Source organism: Kutzneria kofuensis (assembly GCF_014203355.1).
GTDB lineage: Bacteria > Actinomycetota > Actinomycetes > Mycobacteriales > Pseudonocardiaceae > Kutzneria > Kutzneria kofuensis.
Genome location: NZ_JACHIR010000001.1, coordinates 741,015 through 755,836 on the forward strand (window position 1 = coordinate 741,015; position 14,822 = coordinate 755,836).

Consider the following 14,822-nt stretch of genomic DNA (forward strand, 5'->3'; position numbering starts at 1 on the left):
GCGAGGGGGTCAGAAGTTGTACTTGTCGACGTTGTCCTTGGTGAACGTGAGCGGCGGGCCGAGCACCACCTCGCCCTTGTCGCCGATGGTGTACTCGCCGAGCTCACCCGCCTTGAACTTCTCCCCCTGCTTGCCGGTGATCTGCCCGGACGCCAGCGCGACCGCGGCGTAGGTGGCCAACTCCCCCAACTGGGCCGGGTCCCACAGCGCGACCGAGCCGACCGTGCCGTCCTGGATGAACTTGCGCATCTGGTTGGGGGTCCCCAGCCCGGTCAGCGCGACCTTTCCCTTGTACGACGAGGAGTCCAGGTAGCGCGCGGCCGCGGCGACGCCGACCGTGGTGGGCGAGATGATGCCCTTGAGGTTGGGGTGCGCCTGCAGCAGGCCCTGCGTCTTCTGGAACGACGTCTCGTCGTCGTCGTTGCCGTACGCGATCTCGTCCAGCTTGATCTTCGCGTACTCCGGCTTGGCCAGTTCCTTCTTCATGATGTCGATCCAGGTGTTCTGGTTGGTCGCGTTGGCCGTCGCCGACAGGATGGCGATCTCCCCGGAACCGCCGATCGCGTCCGAGATCAGCTTCACCTGACCGGCGGCGATCTCCTGGGACGAGGCCTGGTTGATGAACACGTCCCGGGCGTCGGCGGCGGCGTCCGAGTCGAACGTCACGACCTTCATGCCCTGCTTGCGGGCCGCCTTCAGCGCCGGTGCGACCGCGTTGCTGTCGTTGGCCGCCAGCAGCAGCGCGTTCTGGCCCTGCTGCGCGGCGGTGTTGATGTAGGTGACCTGCGACGAAGCGTCCGCGTCCGACGGACCGGTGGCCTTGAGCTGCTCGCCCAGCGCGGTCGCGGCCTTCTCGGCCCCGCCCTGCGCGACCGTGAAGTACGGGTTGTTGACCTGCTTGGGCAGGAACGTGATCTTCAGGTCCTTGGCGGTGGCCGCGTTCGGGTTGGCGGTGGTCTGCGTCTGCCCGCCGCCGGAGTCGCCGCCCGAGTTGTTCTTGGTGGTGCCGCCGCAGCCGGCCAGCAGCAGTGCCGTGGACAGAAGGACGACCATTCTCCTCATGGGCGCTGTCCGCTTCATGGTGTGCCTCTCGTCAGACGCTTGGTGACGGCCGGCGCGAAGACGCTGGCCAACAGCAGGATTCCGGTGACGAGCTTCACCACCTCGGTGGCGATGTCGTCGAGGATGAGCGCGTCGGTCAGGCCGCCGAGCACGAGCGCGGCGAGGATCACGCCGCCGATCGTGCCGCGGCCGCCGAAGATGGACACGCCGCCGAGCAGCACGGCGGTCACCACCTCGAGCTCCAGCCCGGTGCCGTTGTCGGCGCGGGCGCTGGCGAACCGCAGGGTGTAGACGATGCCGGCGAGCGCGGCGACCGCGCCGGTCAGCACGAACAGGATGAACTTGATCCGCTTGACCCGGATGCCGGAGAACCGGGCCGCCTCCTCGTTGGCGCCGATGGCGAACACCGCCCGGCCGAACGTCGTGGCGTGCAGCAGCAGCCCGAACACGACCGCCAGCACCGCGAAAAGCAGGATGGGGTACGGAATCCAGGTCCCCGGCACCGGATTCGTGCCGAACTGCGTGTAGCTCTCCGGGAAGTCGGCGACGGCCTGATCGCCCAGCACCACGAACGCCAGCCCGCGGTACAGCGCCAGCGAGCCGATCGTCACGGCCAGCGACGGCAGTCCCAGCTTCGTCACCAGGAACCCGTTGATCGCCCCGCACACCGCGCCGACGACGATCACGAACGGCAGGATCGCCTCCAGCGGCCAGCCCGCGTTCCACAGCGCGCCGATCAATGCGCTGGACAGTCCCAGCACCGAGGCCACCGACAGGTCGATCTCGGCGGCCACGATCACCAGCGTCAGCGGCATCGCGATCAGCGCCATCACGGCGAGGTCGCTGCCCACGTTGAACGCGCCCCGGCCGGTGAGGAAACTGCCGCCGGTGGCCGCCGAACCGACGACCGCGACCAGCGCCAGCAGCACGAACAGCACGCTTTCCCAGCGCAGCAAGCCTTTCACGCGCTGACTCCCCTCGACTGGCGGCGCAGCCGGGCCGCCACCCGCAGCGCGACGGACCGGTCCAGCGCGATCGCCGCGATCAGCAGCGCGCCGGTGATCGCCTGCTGCCAGAACTGCGCGATGTGCACGACCTCCAGTGCGCTGCCGATGGTGGACAGCAACAGCGCGCCGAGCGCCGCGCCGGCCACGGTTCCGCTGCCGCCGAAGATCGCCACGCCACCGACGACGACGGCGGAGATCACCTGGAGTTCCAGGCCGGTGCCGACGGTCGCGTCCACCGTGCCGTAGCGGGCGACCGCGAGCACGCCGGCGAGGCCGGCGACCGTGCCGGACAGCAGGAACGTGGTGAAGACCCGCCGCCCCACGGGAATGCCGGCGAGCACCGCCGCCTCCGGGTTGGAGCCGATCGCGTACAGCTCGCGGCCGCTGCGGTAGCTGCCCAGGTGCAGTGCGGCGACCGCCAGCACGACCAGCGTGATGATCACCAGGTACGGGATGCCGAACACGCTGCCGCTGCCCAGGGCCAGAAAGCCGTCGGGCAGGTTGGCGGCGTTGATCTGCCGGCCGTGCGCCCACATGAAGTCCAGGCCGCGGAACACGCTGAGCGTGCCCAGCGTGACGACCAGGCTCGGCACCTTGCCCAGCCCGACCAGGGCCCCGTTGACCAGCCCGCACAGCGCGCCGACCACGATGCCGACGACGATCGCCAGCACCGGGTTGACGGCGAACGTGTCGGCGGTGACGAACGCCGACAGGCCGAGCACCGAGCCGACCGACAGGTCCACGTTGCGGGTGATCACGACCATCGTCTGGCCGACCGTCAGCAGCGCGACCAGGCAGGCGTTCAGCAGCAGGTCCCGGATCCCCTGCCCGCTCAGGAAAAGCGGGTTCACGACGGCCGTCACCACGACGACGACGGCCAGGGCGATGAGGATGCCCAGCTCCCGGACGGCGGTCATCGGACGACCACCGGCCCCCGGCTCGCGGCCGGTTCTCGGATCTCGCTCATCCGGCCGCCACTCCCGTCGCCGCCAACACGATCCGCTCCTCGTCCGCCTCGTCCCGGCCGAACTCCCCGACCAGCCGCCCCTCCCGGACGACCAGCACCCGGTCGGCCATGCCGAGCACCTCCGGCAGCTCGGAGGAGATCATCAGGATCGCCACGCCCTGCGCCGCCAGCTCGGACAGCAGCCGGTGCACCTCGGCCTTGGTGCCGACGTCGATGCCGCGCGTCGGCTCGTCCACGATGAGCACCGTCGGCTGCCGGGACAGCCACTTGGCCAGCACGACCTTCTGCTGGTTGCCGCCGGACAGCACGCCGACGGGGTCGGTGAGCCGGGCGAACTTCAGCTGGAGCTTGACGGCCCAGTCCCTCGCCAGCGACCGCTCGTCGGCGCTGCGCAGGAAGCCGAAGCGGGACAACCGGTTCAGCGATGCCAGCGCGGCGTTGCGTTCGATCGACGCCTCCAGCACCAGCCCCTGCTGCCGCCGGTCCTCCGGCACGAAGCCGATGCCGGCGCCCATCGCCGCGCCGGGCGAGCCGGGACGGATCCGCTTGCCCCGCACCAGAACCTCGCCGCCGTCCGGCTTGTCGACGCCGAACACCGCCCGCGCGATCTCGCTGCGGCCGGCCCCGACCAGCCCGGCCAGCGCCAGGATCTCACCCGCGCGAACGTCGAAGGAGACGTCCGTGAACACGCCTTCCCGAGTGAGTCGGCGCACCGACAGCACGGTGTCGCCGGCCTCGACGTCCTGCTTGGGGAACAAGGCATCCAGCTCGCGGCCGACCATCAGCCGCACAATGCCGTCCGGCGTCTGCTCGGACAGCGGGCCGGACCAGACGAAGCCGCCGTCGCGCAGCACGGTCGCGTCCTGGCACAGCTCGAAGACCTCGTCGATGCGGTGCGACACGAACAGCACCGCCGCGCCGTGCTCCCGCAGCGCCCCGACCACGCCGAACAGCCGGGCCACCTCGGTCCCGGACAGCGCCGCCGTCGGCTCGTCCATGATGATCACGCGGGCGTCCGAGCCCAGCGCCTTGGCGATCTCCACCAGCTGCTGGTCGGCGATGGACAGGCCGCGGGCCGGCCGCTTCGGGTCGATGTCCACGCCGAGCCGCTCGAACAGCAGCTCGGCCTGCTCGCGCATGGCGGCGGTGTCGACCATGCCGCCGCGGCGGGTCGGATGCCGGCCCATCGCCACGTTCTCGGCCACGGACAGGTCGCCGAACAGGGTCGGCTCCTGGTAGATCACGGCCACGCCGGCCGCCTTGGCGTCGGCGGGCGAGGCGAACCGGGCCGGCGCGCCGTCCAGCAGCAGCTGCCCGGAGTCCGGCCGGTGCACGCCGGCCAGGACCTTGATCAGTGTGGACTTGCCGGCGCCGTTCTCCCCCAGCAGCGCGTGCGCCCGGCCCGGAGTCAGCGTCAGCGAGACCCCGCGCAGCGCCTGCACCGCGCCGAAGGACAAGCTGGCGTCCGCCAGGGCGACCTCCACCCGCACCCTCCCCTAAATCGTTTCAATCCCGCACCGCCCGAAGCGTGCCCGCAGCACCCGAAAGTGTCAAGTGTCACATGGTTGACCAGGGGCTATCATTTTTGAAACGATTTAGTCCGCGTAGCATCCCCCAGCCCACCCGAAGAGGCGAAGTTGCCGGTCAGCATCAAGGACGTCGCCGCGCTGGCCGGCGTGTCCGTGGGCACGGTCTCCAACGTGCTGAACCGTCCGGACGTGGTTGCCGACGATACCCGGCGCAAGGTGCTGTCCGCGATCGAGGAGCTCGGCTTCGTCCGCAACGAGTCGGCGCGGCAGCTGCGCACCGGCACCGCCCGGGCGATCGGGCTCATCGTGCCGGACGTGTCCAACCCGTTCTTCACCGACGTCGCCCGCGGCGCCGAGGACGCCGCCAGCGATGCCGGGCACGTGGTGATCCTGTGCAACAGCGACGAGTCCGAGCAGCGCCAGGACCGGCATCTGCAGCTGCTGGCCGAGCAGCGGGTGCACGGGGTGCTGATCACGCCGGTGGAGGCGCCGGAGCCGGTGCAGCGGCTGCGGGCGCGGGGCGTGTCCGTGGTCCTGTTGGACCGGCACGCGGACGTGGAGGACACCTGCTCGGTGTCGGTGGACCACCGGCTCGGCGGCACGCTGGCGATCAACCACCTGCTCGCCGAGGGGCACCGTGAGCTGGCGATGATCACGGGCCCGCTGTCCATCGCGCAGTGCCGGCAGCGCCTGGACGGGGCGCGCGACGCGCTCGTGGCGGCCGGGCGCGATCCCGAGGGGCTGCGGGTGATCGAGGTGAACGCGATGAACGTGGTCTCCGGGCGCAACGCCGGAGAGCGGGTGCTCGCCGGAACGCGCAGGCCGGACGCGCTGTTCTGCGCCAACGACCTGCTCGCGCTCGGCGTGCTCCAGGTGATGGTGCGCGCAGGGGTGCGCGTGCCCGGAGAACTCGCTATCGTCGGGTACGACGACATCGATTTCGCGGCTGCTGCCGCAGTGCCCCTGACCTCGGTGCGGCAACCGAGCAGGTTGCTCGGTCGGCGCGCTGCCGAACTGGTGCTGGGCGAGACCCAGTCACCGCAGGAGCACGTCCATCATCACGTGGTGTTCTCCCCTGAGCTCGTGGTCAGGGAGTCCAGTAGGCGGTTCCGCTAGTCGAAGCCGCGCATGATGAGTGGCTCGTAGCCGTCTTCACGGTCGGCGTTCCAGACCAGGCTCTGCTGCGGCAGCTCCTGTCCCTCGCCGTCCTCCTCGCCCCAGTTCCAGCTCCAGGTGCGAGGGCTGTCGTCGATGTCCAGTCGTCCCATGGGTTCTCACTCCCCAGATCTCATGTCGTTCGGGCTTCCCTCAGTGTCTCCACTTCGCTGTGGCCAACATCACTGTGCCTGAGCACAACCTTGGACTCAACCAAGTTTAGGGATCTTATGTTCGGTTTATAGGGGTTCTCTAGAAGGTTAGCCATGCCTAACCCCCGTTGGAGTGACAGATCCGCCGCTCAGCCGGATCTTGGTGTATCGAGGCGGCCGAGTCCGTCGCCTCGTGTATCGAATCCGCAGGTCACACGGTTACAGTCGCCCCCTCGGCGCCGCTGCCGCGAACCAGTCGGACGTACGTCTGGGACACTCGGTTAGTCGGTGCAGATGCAGGGCGGACTTTCCAAGCTCGGACCGATCCAGGTGGCATCCGCCCGAGCCGCGGGTAGGGGTGGTTGCGGCGATCGGGGTGGCCGTCGGCGCTCGTCCGACTCCGACGCGATCCCGGTAGGGTCGCCGTCGGGGGAACCGAGGCATACCAGCATATCGCTAGTTTTTGCCGCTGTCGTGTCGTCCCCCACTGTCATCAAGTGCCTGGGGGATACATGTCAGCAGTCACCGAGATCGCCGACGAGTTCTTCGACCTCCTCCTGGACCGCTTCCCGATCGGCGCCAGCTTCATGGGCGTGCCCGGGTACGACGACCGGCTCACCGACTTCGGCCGCGCCGCCGAGCGGCGGTTCGCCGACGCCGTCGCGGCGCTGGCGGCGCGGGCCCGGGCCGTGCCGGACGAGGGCCTGAGCCACTCCGACCGGATCACCAAGCGGGTCATCGCGCACGAGGCCGAGGTGATGACCGGGCAGATCGAGGGCCGCTGGCTGGAGTTCACCGTCAGCGACCTGCTCCTGACCCCGGTGGCCGGCCTGCTCACGTCGCTGAGCGATGTGCCCGTCACCGACGACTTCCCGAAGCGGCTGGCCGCCGTGCCGGCGGCGCTGGCCACCATCGCGCAGCGGCAACGGGAGGGCCTCGCCGACGACCTCACTCCCGTGGCCCATCTCGTGCAGGCGACGATCGAGTACCTGGACCGCCACCTGTCCAATGTGGACACGTTCGTCCGCTCGGAGGCCTGCCGCCCCGCGATGGCCTGGTGAGCTCTGATCAGCTGAAGTCGCCGGCGTGGTCGCGGGCCCACTCGGCGTACGTGCGCGCGGGTCTCCCGGTGACGTGCTCCGCCGTCGGCAACGGCGCCGGCGGCTTCGGAGCCTGCTCGGCCGGCGATCCGCTCCTTCCGTCATAGGTCTGGAATCCCAGGAGGAACTCGGCGTTGGCCGCCGCCCAGCCGCCCTGGGCTCGGTAGTGGGCCAGCGCCTGGTCGGCGGTGACCGCCCTGATGGTGATCTCGTGCCCGATGGCGTCGGCGATGGCCCGCACCTGATCGCGGTGACTGACCGGCTGCGGTCCGACAAGGGTATAGGCGTTGCCGGCATGGCCGTCCTCCAGCAGGGCGGCGGCGGCGACGTCGGCGATGTCGGCCTCGTGCACGGGCGAACCGGCCTGGTCCGGACAGGGGTCGAGCACCACGCGATCCGCGCGGATGGACGGCCCCCACAGGTGCAGGGTGTTCAGGGCGAACTCGCCGGGACGGACATGTGTCCATTCCAGACCGGACTCCTCGACCGCCCGCTCGACGGGCAGATGGAACGTCGTGTCGTAGCCAGTGGTGACCGCGCCGGAGGACAGCACCACGATCCGGCTCACGCCGGCTTTCCCTGCTGCCGCGACGACTTCGCGCGCGGTCTGTGGCACGGGAAACAGGTACAGGCGGTCGGCGTCTCTGAACGCCGCGTCGAGCGTGTCCGGCCGTAGGAGATCGGCGCGCACCACCTCCACGCCTGAGGGTGACCGGGCGGGATTTCGCGTCACCACCCGGACTTTCTCGCCGGCCTGCCGGAGTCGGTCGACCACCAGTCGGCCGACATGTCCGGTCGCGCCCGTCACCACAGTCGTCATGTCCCCGGTCCTCTCGTCCGAGCACTCAACGTAGCACCTGAATGTTCCGCCATGGAACATCCATGTTCCATTCTGGGGTGACGATATCGTATGCCCGTGACCGAAGCGCCCGCCGACACCGGAGCCCGCAGTCGCACCCGGCGCGCCATCCTCGACGCCGCCGCGACCGTGCTGGCCCGCCACCGCGGCGCGACACTCGCCGACATCGCCGAGGCCGCCGAGGTCGGCCGCACCACGCTGCACCGCTACTTCCCCGACCGCGAGGCGCTGCTCACCGCCGTCGTCGAGGACTCGTGGCGCACCATCGAGGACGCCACCCGTGACGCCGCCATCGACGACGGCCCGCCGGCCGAAGCCATGCGCCGCCTGGTTTCCGCGATGGTCGACGCCGGCGACCGGCTGCTCTTCCTGTTCGGCGACCCCCGCAGGTCCGACGACCACCCCGTCCCGCCGCAGGATCCGATCCTCGACCTCATCCGCCGCGGCCAGGCCGACGGCGCCTTCGACCCCGGCGTCAGCGCCGAGTGGATCCGCACCGTCGTCTGGGGCCTCGTCTACGCCGGCTGCGAAGCCGCCGGAGACGGGCTGCTCCCCCGCCACGGCGTCACCGAGACCGTGATCCGCACCCTCCAGAACGGCATCGGCCCGCACGCCGGCCGGTGACAAGCCGGGCGTGACTCCTGGGCGGATTCGGACAACCTGCGCGTACGAAACGGCGTATGGCTCACGGAAGCAAACCGTGAGGAGATCTCGAAGTGCCTTTCACCAGCAGAACAAGGCGGCGCTTGTGGGTCCGCACCGCCGCCGTGGCCGCGGCGCTGGGCTGCGGTCTCGGCGTGCTGCCCGCATCGGCCGCCGCCACGGGGGACGGCTCCGACGCGCTGGCCGATCGCGCGCCGACGCCGACCTTGACCTGGGCCGACTGCTCGGGCGGCTTCCAGTGCGCCACGGCCGGGGTGCCGTTGGACTACAACGCGCCGTACGGCCGGAAGATAGACCTCGCGCTGATCAAGCTGCCGGCGACCGACCCCGCCCACCGGATCGGCACGCTGTTCGTCAACTTCGGCGGCCCCGGACCGTCCGGAGTGGACCGACTGCGGCAGCGCGCCACGTGGCCGTGGCTGTTCTCCGACGAACTGCGCGCCCGGTTCGACCTCGTGTCGTGGGATCCCCGTGCGGTCAGCCACAGCACGGCGGTGCGCTGCTTCGCCACCAGCGCCGAGCAGGAGCAGTTCTTCAACTCCTTCCCGGAGATGCCCGGCGACCCCAGCGGCGAGCCCGCCTTCTACCGCGCCTCCAAGGAACTCGCCGACCGCTGCCAGCAGCAGGCGGGCGCGTTGCTGCCGTACATGAACAGCGTCAACACGGCCCGTGACCTCGACCTGCTGCGCCGGGCCGTGGGCGACGCCAAGATCACGTACCACGGCATCTCCTACGGCACCCACATCGGCGCGATCTACGCGAACCTGTTCCCCGCCAGGATCAGGGCGCTCGCCATGGACGGCACCATGGACTTCCAGGGCAGCGCGACCGGTCACGGCGCCGCCGGCGCCACCCAGCCGGTCGACACCCGCCAGGACGTGGCCACCGGCATCGCCGAGACCTTCGAGTCCTTCCTGACCCAGTGCGCCGCCGCCGGGCCGAACTGCGCATTCTCCGACGGCAACGTGCACGCCAAGTGGCGCACGCTGGCCGACCGCGCCCGCCAGCACCCGATCACCGTGACCAATCCGGACGGCACGGCGAGCACCTACAGCTACTCCGCGATCATCAACCTGGCCGCCGATCTCGCCAAGCCGGAGACCTGGAAGGACAACGCCGGCCAGCTCGAGAAGCTGTACCAGGCCAGCGGAACCGTGGCAGCGGCCAGGGCGGTCCAGCCGAAGGGCGAGCAGTACCTGGGCAACTCGACCGAGGCGTTCAACGCCATCCAGTGCGCCGACAGCACCGTGCCCACCGCGGAATCCACCTACAGCGCCCTCGCGACCAGCGAGGACAAGCGCGTCCCGTACTTCGGCCGCATCGGCGTGTTCGACATGATGAGCTGCGCCTACTGGCCGCGCCCGGCCGTGCAGCCCTACCGCGGCCCGTGGAACCGGGTGACCGCCGCTCCCATCCTGGTGATCAACAGTCGGTTCGATCCTTCGACGCCGCTCAAGGGCGCCAAGGACGGCATCGCCGAACTCGCCAAGGCGCGGCTGCTCGTGGTGGAGGGCTCCGGCCACAGCACCATGTACGTGCACAGCACCTGTGCGGAGAAGGCGAAGCGGGACTACCTGATCTCCGGTGTGCTGCCGCCCGTCGGGGCCACCTGCGCCATCGACCACAAGCCGTTCGACCCCGCCTAGGGCCGACGGGCCGCCGGGTTTCGGGTTCGCGAAACCCGGCGGTGATCGGTTCTCCGCCACCACGTTCCGGCGTCAGCGACGAACGTGCGCGGAAGGGGTTGACCCTGACCCTGCGTCAGGGTTGGAGCCTTGTCGCATGACGAACAGCAGCACTTCCCCGGCTCGGCCCGCGCCACCGGTCGGAGGGTTCCAGGAGATCGACGGCCGCCGTGTTTTCGTACACCGGTCGGGCAGCGGCGGGCCGGCCGTCGTGTTCCTGCCGGGCGCCAGTGCGGTCGGTCTGGATTATTTCGGTGTCCAGCAAGGGGTTTCGCAGTTCACCACCGCAGTGGTGTACGACCGGGGCGGCACGGGTTACAGCGATTCCCTCGCGCTGCCGCGCACCGCCGCCGCGGTCGCCAGGGAACTGCGCGAGCTGCTGCGCGCCCAGAACATCGCTGCCCCGTACGTTCTGGCGGCACACTCGCTCGGCGGCTTCTACGCGCATCGGTTCGCGCAGTTGTACCCGCAGGACGTGGCGGGACTGGTCTGGTTGGACGGCCTCCATCGCGACTGGGACCAGTTCATGCCGCCCGCACTGCATCTCGCCGCGACCGAGCAAACGGCACCTGATCGGGAGCAGCTCGAACAGATGCGCCCGGCCCTGCGCGAGATGTACACCGAGCTGCGCGCGGACTACCCGGAGCACGTGCGGCAATCGCTGGTCGATGCCAAGATGAGTGCCGAATGGCTCGAGGCCGGCGTCGCCGAGCGCAGCAAGTTGACCGACCTCGCCAGTGAACTGCGGGCCGGGCCGAACATCCCGGACGTCCCGGTGATCGCGCTCACCGTGCTGGGCGTCGACCCCGCCCATCCGGCGCTGGCGTCGCAAGAGATGCGTGACGGCAAGACGAGGATGGACGCGGCCCTGGTGAACGCGGTCTCGTACGGGGAGCAACGCATCCTCACCGACACCCTCCACCACCGGCTCTGCTTCGACCGGCCCGATGCCGTGGTCCAGGCGATCCGTGACGTCGTCGACCGGGCGGCTCGCCCCTAGACTCGGCCGCGTCGTGCGAAGCCCCAAGGAGGACGGTGCTCACGATCAGCCAGCTCGCGGCGACCGCCGGCGTGACCGTGCGCACCGTCCGCCACTACCACCACGTCGGCCTGTTGCCCGAGCCCGAACGCGATGCCTCCGGCTACCGCCGCTACAGCGCGCAGGCGGCGGTGGATCTCATCCGGATCAGGACCCTCGCCGACGCCGGGGTGCCGTTGGCCCGTATCGACGCGCTGCTGCACGCCCAGCCCACCGAATTCGCCGCTGCCATCACCGACATCGACGCCGAACTGCAGCGCAAGATCGACCAGCTCGCCGAGTACCGCCTCCGCATCGCCGAACTGGCCAGCGGCGAAAGGCTCGTCCTGCCTCCCGAGGTGGTTGCGATCCTGGACCGGATGCGTGGTCTCGGGGTCAGCGAGCTACGGGTGAGACTGGAGCGCGACTCGTGGATCCTGATGCAGGCACTGGATCCGCACGTCATGCCGCAGCGGATACGCGACAAGAACGCCAGCTTCGACGATCCCGAGACGACGCGCCTGTATCTCGCCTGCGACCAGTCGGTCGACTGGGATCCGCAGGATCCACGCCTGGATCGGCTCATCGACGACATGGACGCGTGGGAGATCAAGCACGGACGGGACAGCGGCCAGGCACGGTACCTGAAGCTGGTCGTCTCCCGGATCTCCGAGGCATCGCCGGCGTGGCAACGCATCCTCGGTGTGCTCGCCCATCGCGCCGAGCAGCGCCGAACCGCCGCGCACACCAAGTGAAGCCAACACCTTCTGCGCATGAGCGCGCGGCGCGCGCTACCCGGCGATGATGTGGTCACAACCTCTTTTCACTGTCGATCCGCCGGCTGCCACAGCGCCAAGGTGGCGCCACCGGGTTCTTCGACGACGACCACCGAGCCCGGCGGCAGATCGGTACGGGGCTTGACGATCCGCGCCCCGAGTTCCACCGCGCGCCGGGCAGCAGCGTCCACATCGGTCACCGGGACGTAAGGGATCCACTGTGGACGTCGCGGGTCACCGTCGGGCAGCGGGGTGAATCCGCCCCAGACACCACCCTCGTCACCGAACATCGGCCCGGCGGGGGTGTCGGTGACCGCCCAACCGAACAGCTCGGTGTAGAAGCGGCGCGAGGCGGACAGGTCAGTGGTCCGGACGTCGTGGAACACGAATTGTTGGGACATGTGTCCTGACTTTAGGACATGTGTCCCACGTTGGCAACGAGGCGGTAGATTTGCCGGCGTGACAGCGACCAGGCCCGTGATCGAAGCCAACCGGCGCGGCAAGCGCGAGCAGATCATCGACGCCGCCAAACAGGTCCTCGCCCGGGACGGGCTCGCGGCCTGCACCGCGCGAGCGGTCGCCGACGCGAGCCCGTTGACCAAGAGCGCCGTGCACTACTACTTCGACGACATCCACCAGATCGTGGACATCGCGATGCGGGAACACGTGGCGGCGATGGTGGCCGGGCTGCGGCAAGCCGCCGACGGTGAATCCGACCCCGTCGAGAAACTGTGGGCGGTCGTGGACGCCTACCTGGCCACGTTCGCCGCACAGCCCAACGCCGCGTTCCTCTGGTTCGAATACTGGATCGACACCGGCCGTCGGCAGTCCGCCGACGCCGTTGCCGCCACTGTGGAGGACATGCGCGCCCTGCTCGGCGAACTCGCCGCGCAACTACCGGTCGACGACCCCGCCGTCACCGTCAACGCACTGCTGTCCTGGCTGTTGGGAACGGTCGTGCAGCAGCAGATACGGCCACAGTCGCCGGCGAACCTCCGCCGTGAACTGAACTCCGTCATCCACCACACGATGGGATGAGGCCACCGGCGGCACGAGGGGTAAGGCGATCCGGTGTGCTTCGTGGCCACCAGCACCGCGGCCGAAGCCGGCTGAGCAGGTCACCCGTGAACCCAGTGGTGGTAGGCATTCAGGTCGACGTTGCTACCGCAGATGACGGTGACGATGCGACGGCCGGCGAAACGGTCGGGGTCCTCCAGCACGGCAGCGACACCGAGGGCAGCTGAGGGCTCGACGACGAGGCCGGCGTGCTCCAGGAGCAGTCGCATGCCGGCGATGATCGACGACTCCCGGACGAGGACGGCATCGTCAGCCACTGCGAGGAGATCGTCCAGGACCGCGGGAATCGGGTACCGGCCGGCGACGCCGTCGGCGATGGTGTCCATCGATTCGGTGGTGATCACTCGCCGCTCGTGCCAGGAGCGGGTCATCGCCGGCGCACCCATCGGTTGCACGCAGATCACCTCGGCTCCGGGCGCCAGGGTCTTCAGGACGTAGCCCACGCCGGTTGCCATCGCGCCGCCGCCCAGGGCGATCAGCACAGTGTCGAATGTGGACTTCTTGTCCGCCAGCTCAAGGCCGATCGTCGCCGCGCCCTCGCAGGTCTCGATGTCCAGACTGTCCTCGAGCAGCCGGATACCGCGCCGCTGCGCGATGGTCGCAGCCCGCTCGCGGGCCATTTCGAAGTCGCCGTCCACCAGCTCCAACTCCGCACCCAGCGCGCGGATCCGATCGAGCTTGGCCGCAGGCGCCCGTCGCGATGCCACCACCGTCACGTCGAGGCCCCGGCGGCCGCCCGACCAACCGAGCGCCTGGCCGAGATTGCCGGCGCTGGCGCACACCACGGCACTCCGGCCCCGCTCGGCGAGCAGGCTCGCCACCAGCTCCGTGCCCCGGCCCTTGAAGCTGCGGACCGGGTTCGCCGTTTCCAGCTTGATGCTCACCGTGCAGCCGAGTCGGCGTCCCAGCGCGTCGCACCGGTACATCGGCGTGTCCAGGAACACCGGGTCGATCACGCTGCGGGCCGCGTGGATCCGGTCGAGATCAAGCCGCGTCTGGGGCACGCCGCGACCCTACTGACGACGGATGTGCCACGGGGCGGGGTCGGGAGAACCTACTTCCCCTCACTCTGAGGAGCGGGTCGCCAGGACCTCGATGCCGGCGATGACGAGGTCGATGGCGGCGAGGAAGCGGCGTTCGCCGTCGCCGGAGCCGAGGAGGGGGCCGAGGGCGAGGAGGGAGGGGAAGCGGTCGGGCGGCAGGGAGGCCATGTACTCGCCGAGTTGGCGGGTGCGCTCGGCGATCTCGGCGGGGCTGAACTGGCCGCTGCGAATGGCGTTGGCCTCTACGGCGAAGGCGGTGCAGTAGAGGGTGAGTACGTCGAAGGCGACGGCGACCTGGGCGTCGGGGAGGCCGGAGGCGCGGAGGAGGCCGAGCATGGCCTCGGCCTGGGAGAAGGAGGCCTCGCCGGTGGGGACGATGGTGGCGAGGGCGACCTGGGCGATGCCGGTGTGGGCGATGAGGGCGCCGACGGTGTGGCGGCAGAGGTCCCGAAGCTGGGAGGCCCAGCGAGCGGGGTCGGGCGGCTCATGGGGCACCTGGGAAAGGACCCGTTCCAGCAGCAGCTCCTGAAGCTCGTCCTTGTTGCTGACGTGCGCGTAGAGGGAAGCGGCGCCGGTGCCGAGCTCGGTGGCGATCCGACGCATGCTGAGCCCGTCCATGCCCTCCCGGTCGAGGATCTCGAGCGCGGTGTCGACGATCAGCTCGCGGCTGAGCTGCTGGCGCACGGGCTTACGCCACGGTGGTTCCGGAAGCGGCACGCCACCACTCTA

The 14,822-nt window shown here is 69.9% G+C and carries 16 protein-coding genes; 7 read left to right on the forward strand and 9 right to left on the reverse strand.

From position 1 onward, the window contains the following. Window positions 1-9: 9 nt before the first annotated feature. Genes rhaS through BJ998_RS03285 form a run of 4 tightly spaced genes read right to left on the reverse strand, consistent with a single transcriptional unit; the run spans window position 10 to window position 4,520 of the window. Complete coding sequence (gene rhaS / locus BJ998_RS03270) at window positions 10-1,062, reverse strand: rhamnose ABC transporter substrate-binding protein (protein ID WP_246488507.1); 1,053 nt, start codon at window positions 1,060-1,062, stop codon at window positions 10-12. 14 nt (window positions 1,063-1,076) lie between these two features. Further along, window positions 1,077-2,027: an ABC transporter permease gene (locus BJ998_RS03275; RefSeq protein ID WP_184858349.1), complete on the reverse strand. Its 951-nt coding sequence runs from the start codon at window positions 2,025-2,027 to the stop codon at window positions 1,077-1,079. Further along, complete coding sequence (locus BJ998_RS03280; RefSeq protein WP_184858351.1) at window positions 2,024-2,986, reverse strand: ABC transporter permease; 963 nt, start codon at window positions 2,984-2,986, stop codon at window positions 2,024-2,026. The genes BJ998_RS03275 and BJ998_RS03280 overlap by 4 nt, the downstream gene beginning before the upstream one ends. A 46-nt stretch (window positions 2,987-3,032) precedes the next feature. Then, on the reverse strand, window positions 3,033-4,520 hold the full coding sequence (locus BJ998_RS03285; RefSeq protein WP_312889894.1) for a sugar ABC transporter ATP-binding protein: 1,488 nt from the start codon (window positions 4,518-4,520) through the stop codon (window positions 3,033-3,035). Window positions 4,521-4,673: 153 nt separating this feature from the next. On the opposite strand from BJ998_RS03285, the gene BJ998_RS03290 reads away from it, so the two are divergent. After that, window positions 4,674-5,681: a LacI family DNA-binding transcriptional regulator gene (locus BJ998_RS03290; RefSeq protein ID WP_184858354.1), complete on the forward strand. Its 1,008-nt coding sequence runs from the start codon at window positions 4,674-4,676 to the stop codon at window positions 5,679-5,681. Here BJ998_RS03290 and BJ998_RS03295 read toward each other — a convergent pair. Next, on the reverse strand, window positions 5,678-5,833 hold the full coding sequence (locus BJ998_RS03295; protein WP_184858356.1) for a hypothetical protein: 156 nt from the start codon (window positions 5,831-5,833) through the stop codon (window positions 5,678-5,680). The genes BJ998_RS03290 and BJ998_RS03295 overlap by 4 nt on opposite strands. A gap of 551 nt (window positions 5,834-6,384) precedes the next feature. Here BJ998_RS03295 and BJ998_RS03300 point away from each other — a divergent pair. Further along, the gene (locus BJ998_RS03300; protein ID WP_184858358.1) at window positions 6,385-6,933 is read left to right on the forward strand and encodes a DUF885 family protein; all 549 of its coding nucleotides are present in this window, start codon (window positions 6,385-6,387) and stop codon (window positions 6,931-6,933) included. 7 nt (window positions 6,934-6,940) lie between these two features. Here the strand turns inward: BJ998_RS03300 and BJ998_RS03305 are convergent, their stop codons facing one another. Beyond that, window positions 6,941-7,792, reverse strand: a complete 852-nt coding sequence (locus BJ998_RS03305; RefSeq protein WP_184858360.1) for an NAD(P)H-binding protein — start codon at window positions 7,790-7,792, stop codon at window positions 6,941-6,943. A 96-nt stretch (window positions 7,793-7,888) separates the two neighbouring features. On the opposite strand from BJ998_RS03305, the gene BJ998_RS03310 reads away from it, so the two are divergent. From BJ998_RS03310 to BJ998_RS03325, 4 genes are all read left to right on the forward strand, one after another. Continuing rightward, window positions 7,889-8,455: a TetR/AcrR family transcriptional regulator gene (locus tag BJ998_RS03310; RefSeq protein ID WP_312889895.1), complete on the forward strand. Its 567-nt coding sequence runs from the start codon at window positions 7,889-7,891 to the stop codon at window positions 8,453-8,455. A gap of 92 nt (window positions 8,456-8,547) precedes the next feature. Next, a complete protein-coding gene (locus BJ998_RS03315) occupies window positions 8,548-10,140 on the forward strand; it encodes an alpha/beta hydrolase (RefSeq protein WP_312889896.1) in 1,593 nt (530 codons plus the stop codon). A 250-nt stretch (window positions 10,141-10,390) separates the two neighbouring features. Next, window positions 10,391-11,179 carry an alpha/beta fold hydrolase gene (locus tag BJ998_RS03320; RefSeq protein WP_312889897.1) on the forward strand — a complete coding sequence of 263 codons (789 nt, stop codon included), beginning with the start codon at window positions 10,391-10,393 and terminating at the stop codon, window positions 11,177-11,179. A gap of 35 nt (window positions 11,180-11,214) precedes the next feature. After that, window positions 11,215-11,952, forward strand: coding sequence for a MerR family transcriptional regulator (locus tag BJ998_RS03325; RefSeq protein ID WP_184858366.1), 738 nt, complete (start codon window positions 11,215-11,217; stop codon window positions 11,950-11,952). Between the two features lie 68 nt (window positions 11,953-12,020). Here the strand turns inward: BJ998_RS03325 and BJ998_RS03330 are convergent, their stop codons facing one another. Further along, the gene (locus tag BJ998_RS03330) at window positions 12,021-12,374 is read right to left on the reverse strand and encodes a VOC family protein (protein WP_221337859.1); all 354 of its coding nucleotides are present in this window, start codon (window positions 12,372-12,374) and stop codon (window positions 12,021-12,023) included. Window positions 12,375-12,432: 58 nt separating this feature from the next. On the opposite strand from BJ998_RS03330, the gene BJ998_RS03335 reads away from it, so the two are divergent. Next, window positions 12,433-13,011 carry a TetR/AcrR family transcriptional regulator gene (locus tag BJ998_RS03335; RefSeq protein ID WP_312889898.1) on the forward strand — a complete coding sequence of 193 codons (579 nt, stop codon included), beginning with the start codon at window positions 12,433-12,435 and terminating at the stop codon, window positions 13,009-13,011. Window positions 13,012-13,091: 80 nt separating this feature from the next. On the opposite strand, the gene BJ998_RS03340 is transcribed toward BJ998_RS03335, so the two are convergent. Both BJ998_RS03340 and BJ998_RS03345 read right to left on the reverse strand, forming a co-directional pair. Next, window positions 13,092-14,054 carry a threonine ammonia-lyase gene (locus tag BJ998_RS03340; protein ID WP_184858370.1) on the reverse strand — a complete coding sequence of 321 codons (963 nt, stop codon included), beginning with the start codon at window positions 14,052-14,054 and terminating at the stop codon, window positions 13,092-13,094. Window positions 14,055-14,114: 60 nt separating this feature from the next. Further along, entirely contained in the window at window positions 14,115-14,810 is a 696-nt protein-coding gene (locus tag BJ998_RS03345) for a TetR/AcrR family transcriptional regulator (protein ID WP_312889899.1), read from the reverse strand. Window positions 14,811-14,822 lie beyond the last annotated feature (12 nt).

Bases quoted from the DNA above. Each gene is read 5' to 3' on its own strand.
- rhaS (WP_246488507.1), bottom strand. From the start codon at position 1,062: ATGAGGAGAATGGTCGTCCTTCTGTCCACGGCACTGCTGCTGGCCGGC.
- BJ998_RS03280 (WP_184858351.1), bottom strand. From the start codon at position 2,986: ATGACCGCCGTCCGGGAGCTGGGCATCCTCATCGCCCTGGCCGTCGTC.
- BJ998_RS03295 (WP_184858356.1), bottom strand. From the start codon at position 5,833: ATGGGACGACTGGACATCGACGACAGCCCTCGCACCTGGAGCTGGAAC.
- BJ998_RS03300 (WP_184858358.1), top strand. From the start codon at position 6,385: ATGTCAGCAGTCACCGAGATCGCCGACGAGTTCTTCGACCTCCTCCTG.
- BJ998_RS03305 (WP_184858360.1), bottom strand. From the start codon at position 7,792: ATGACGACTGTGGTGACGGGCGCGACCGGACATGTCGGCCGACTGGTG.
- BJ998_RS03330 (WP_221337859.1), bottom strand. From the start codon at position 12,374: ATGTCCCAACAATTCGTGTTCCACGACGTCCGGACCACTGACCTGTCC.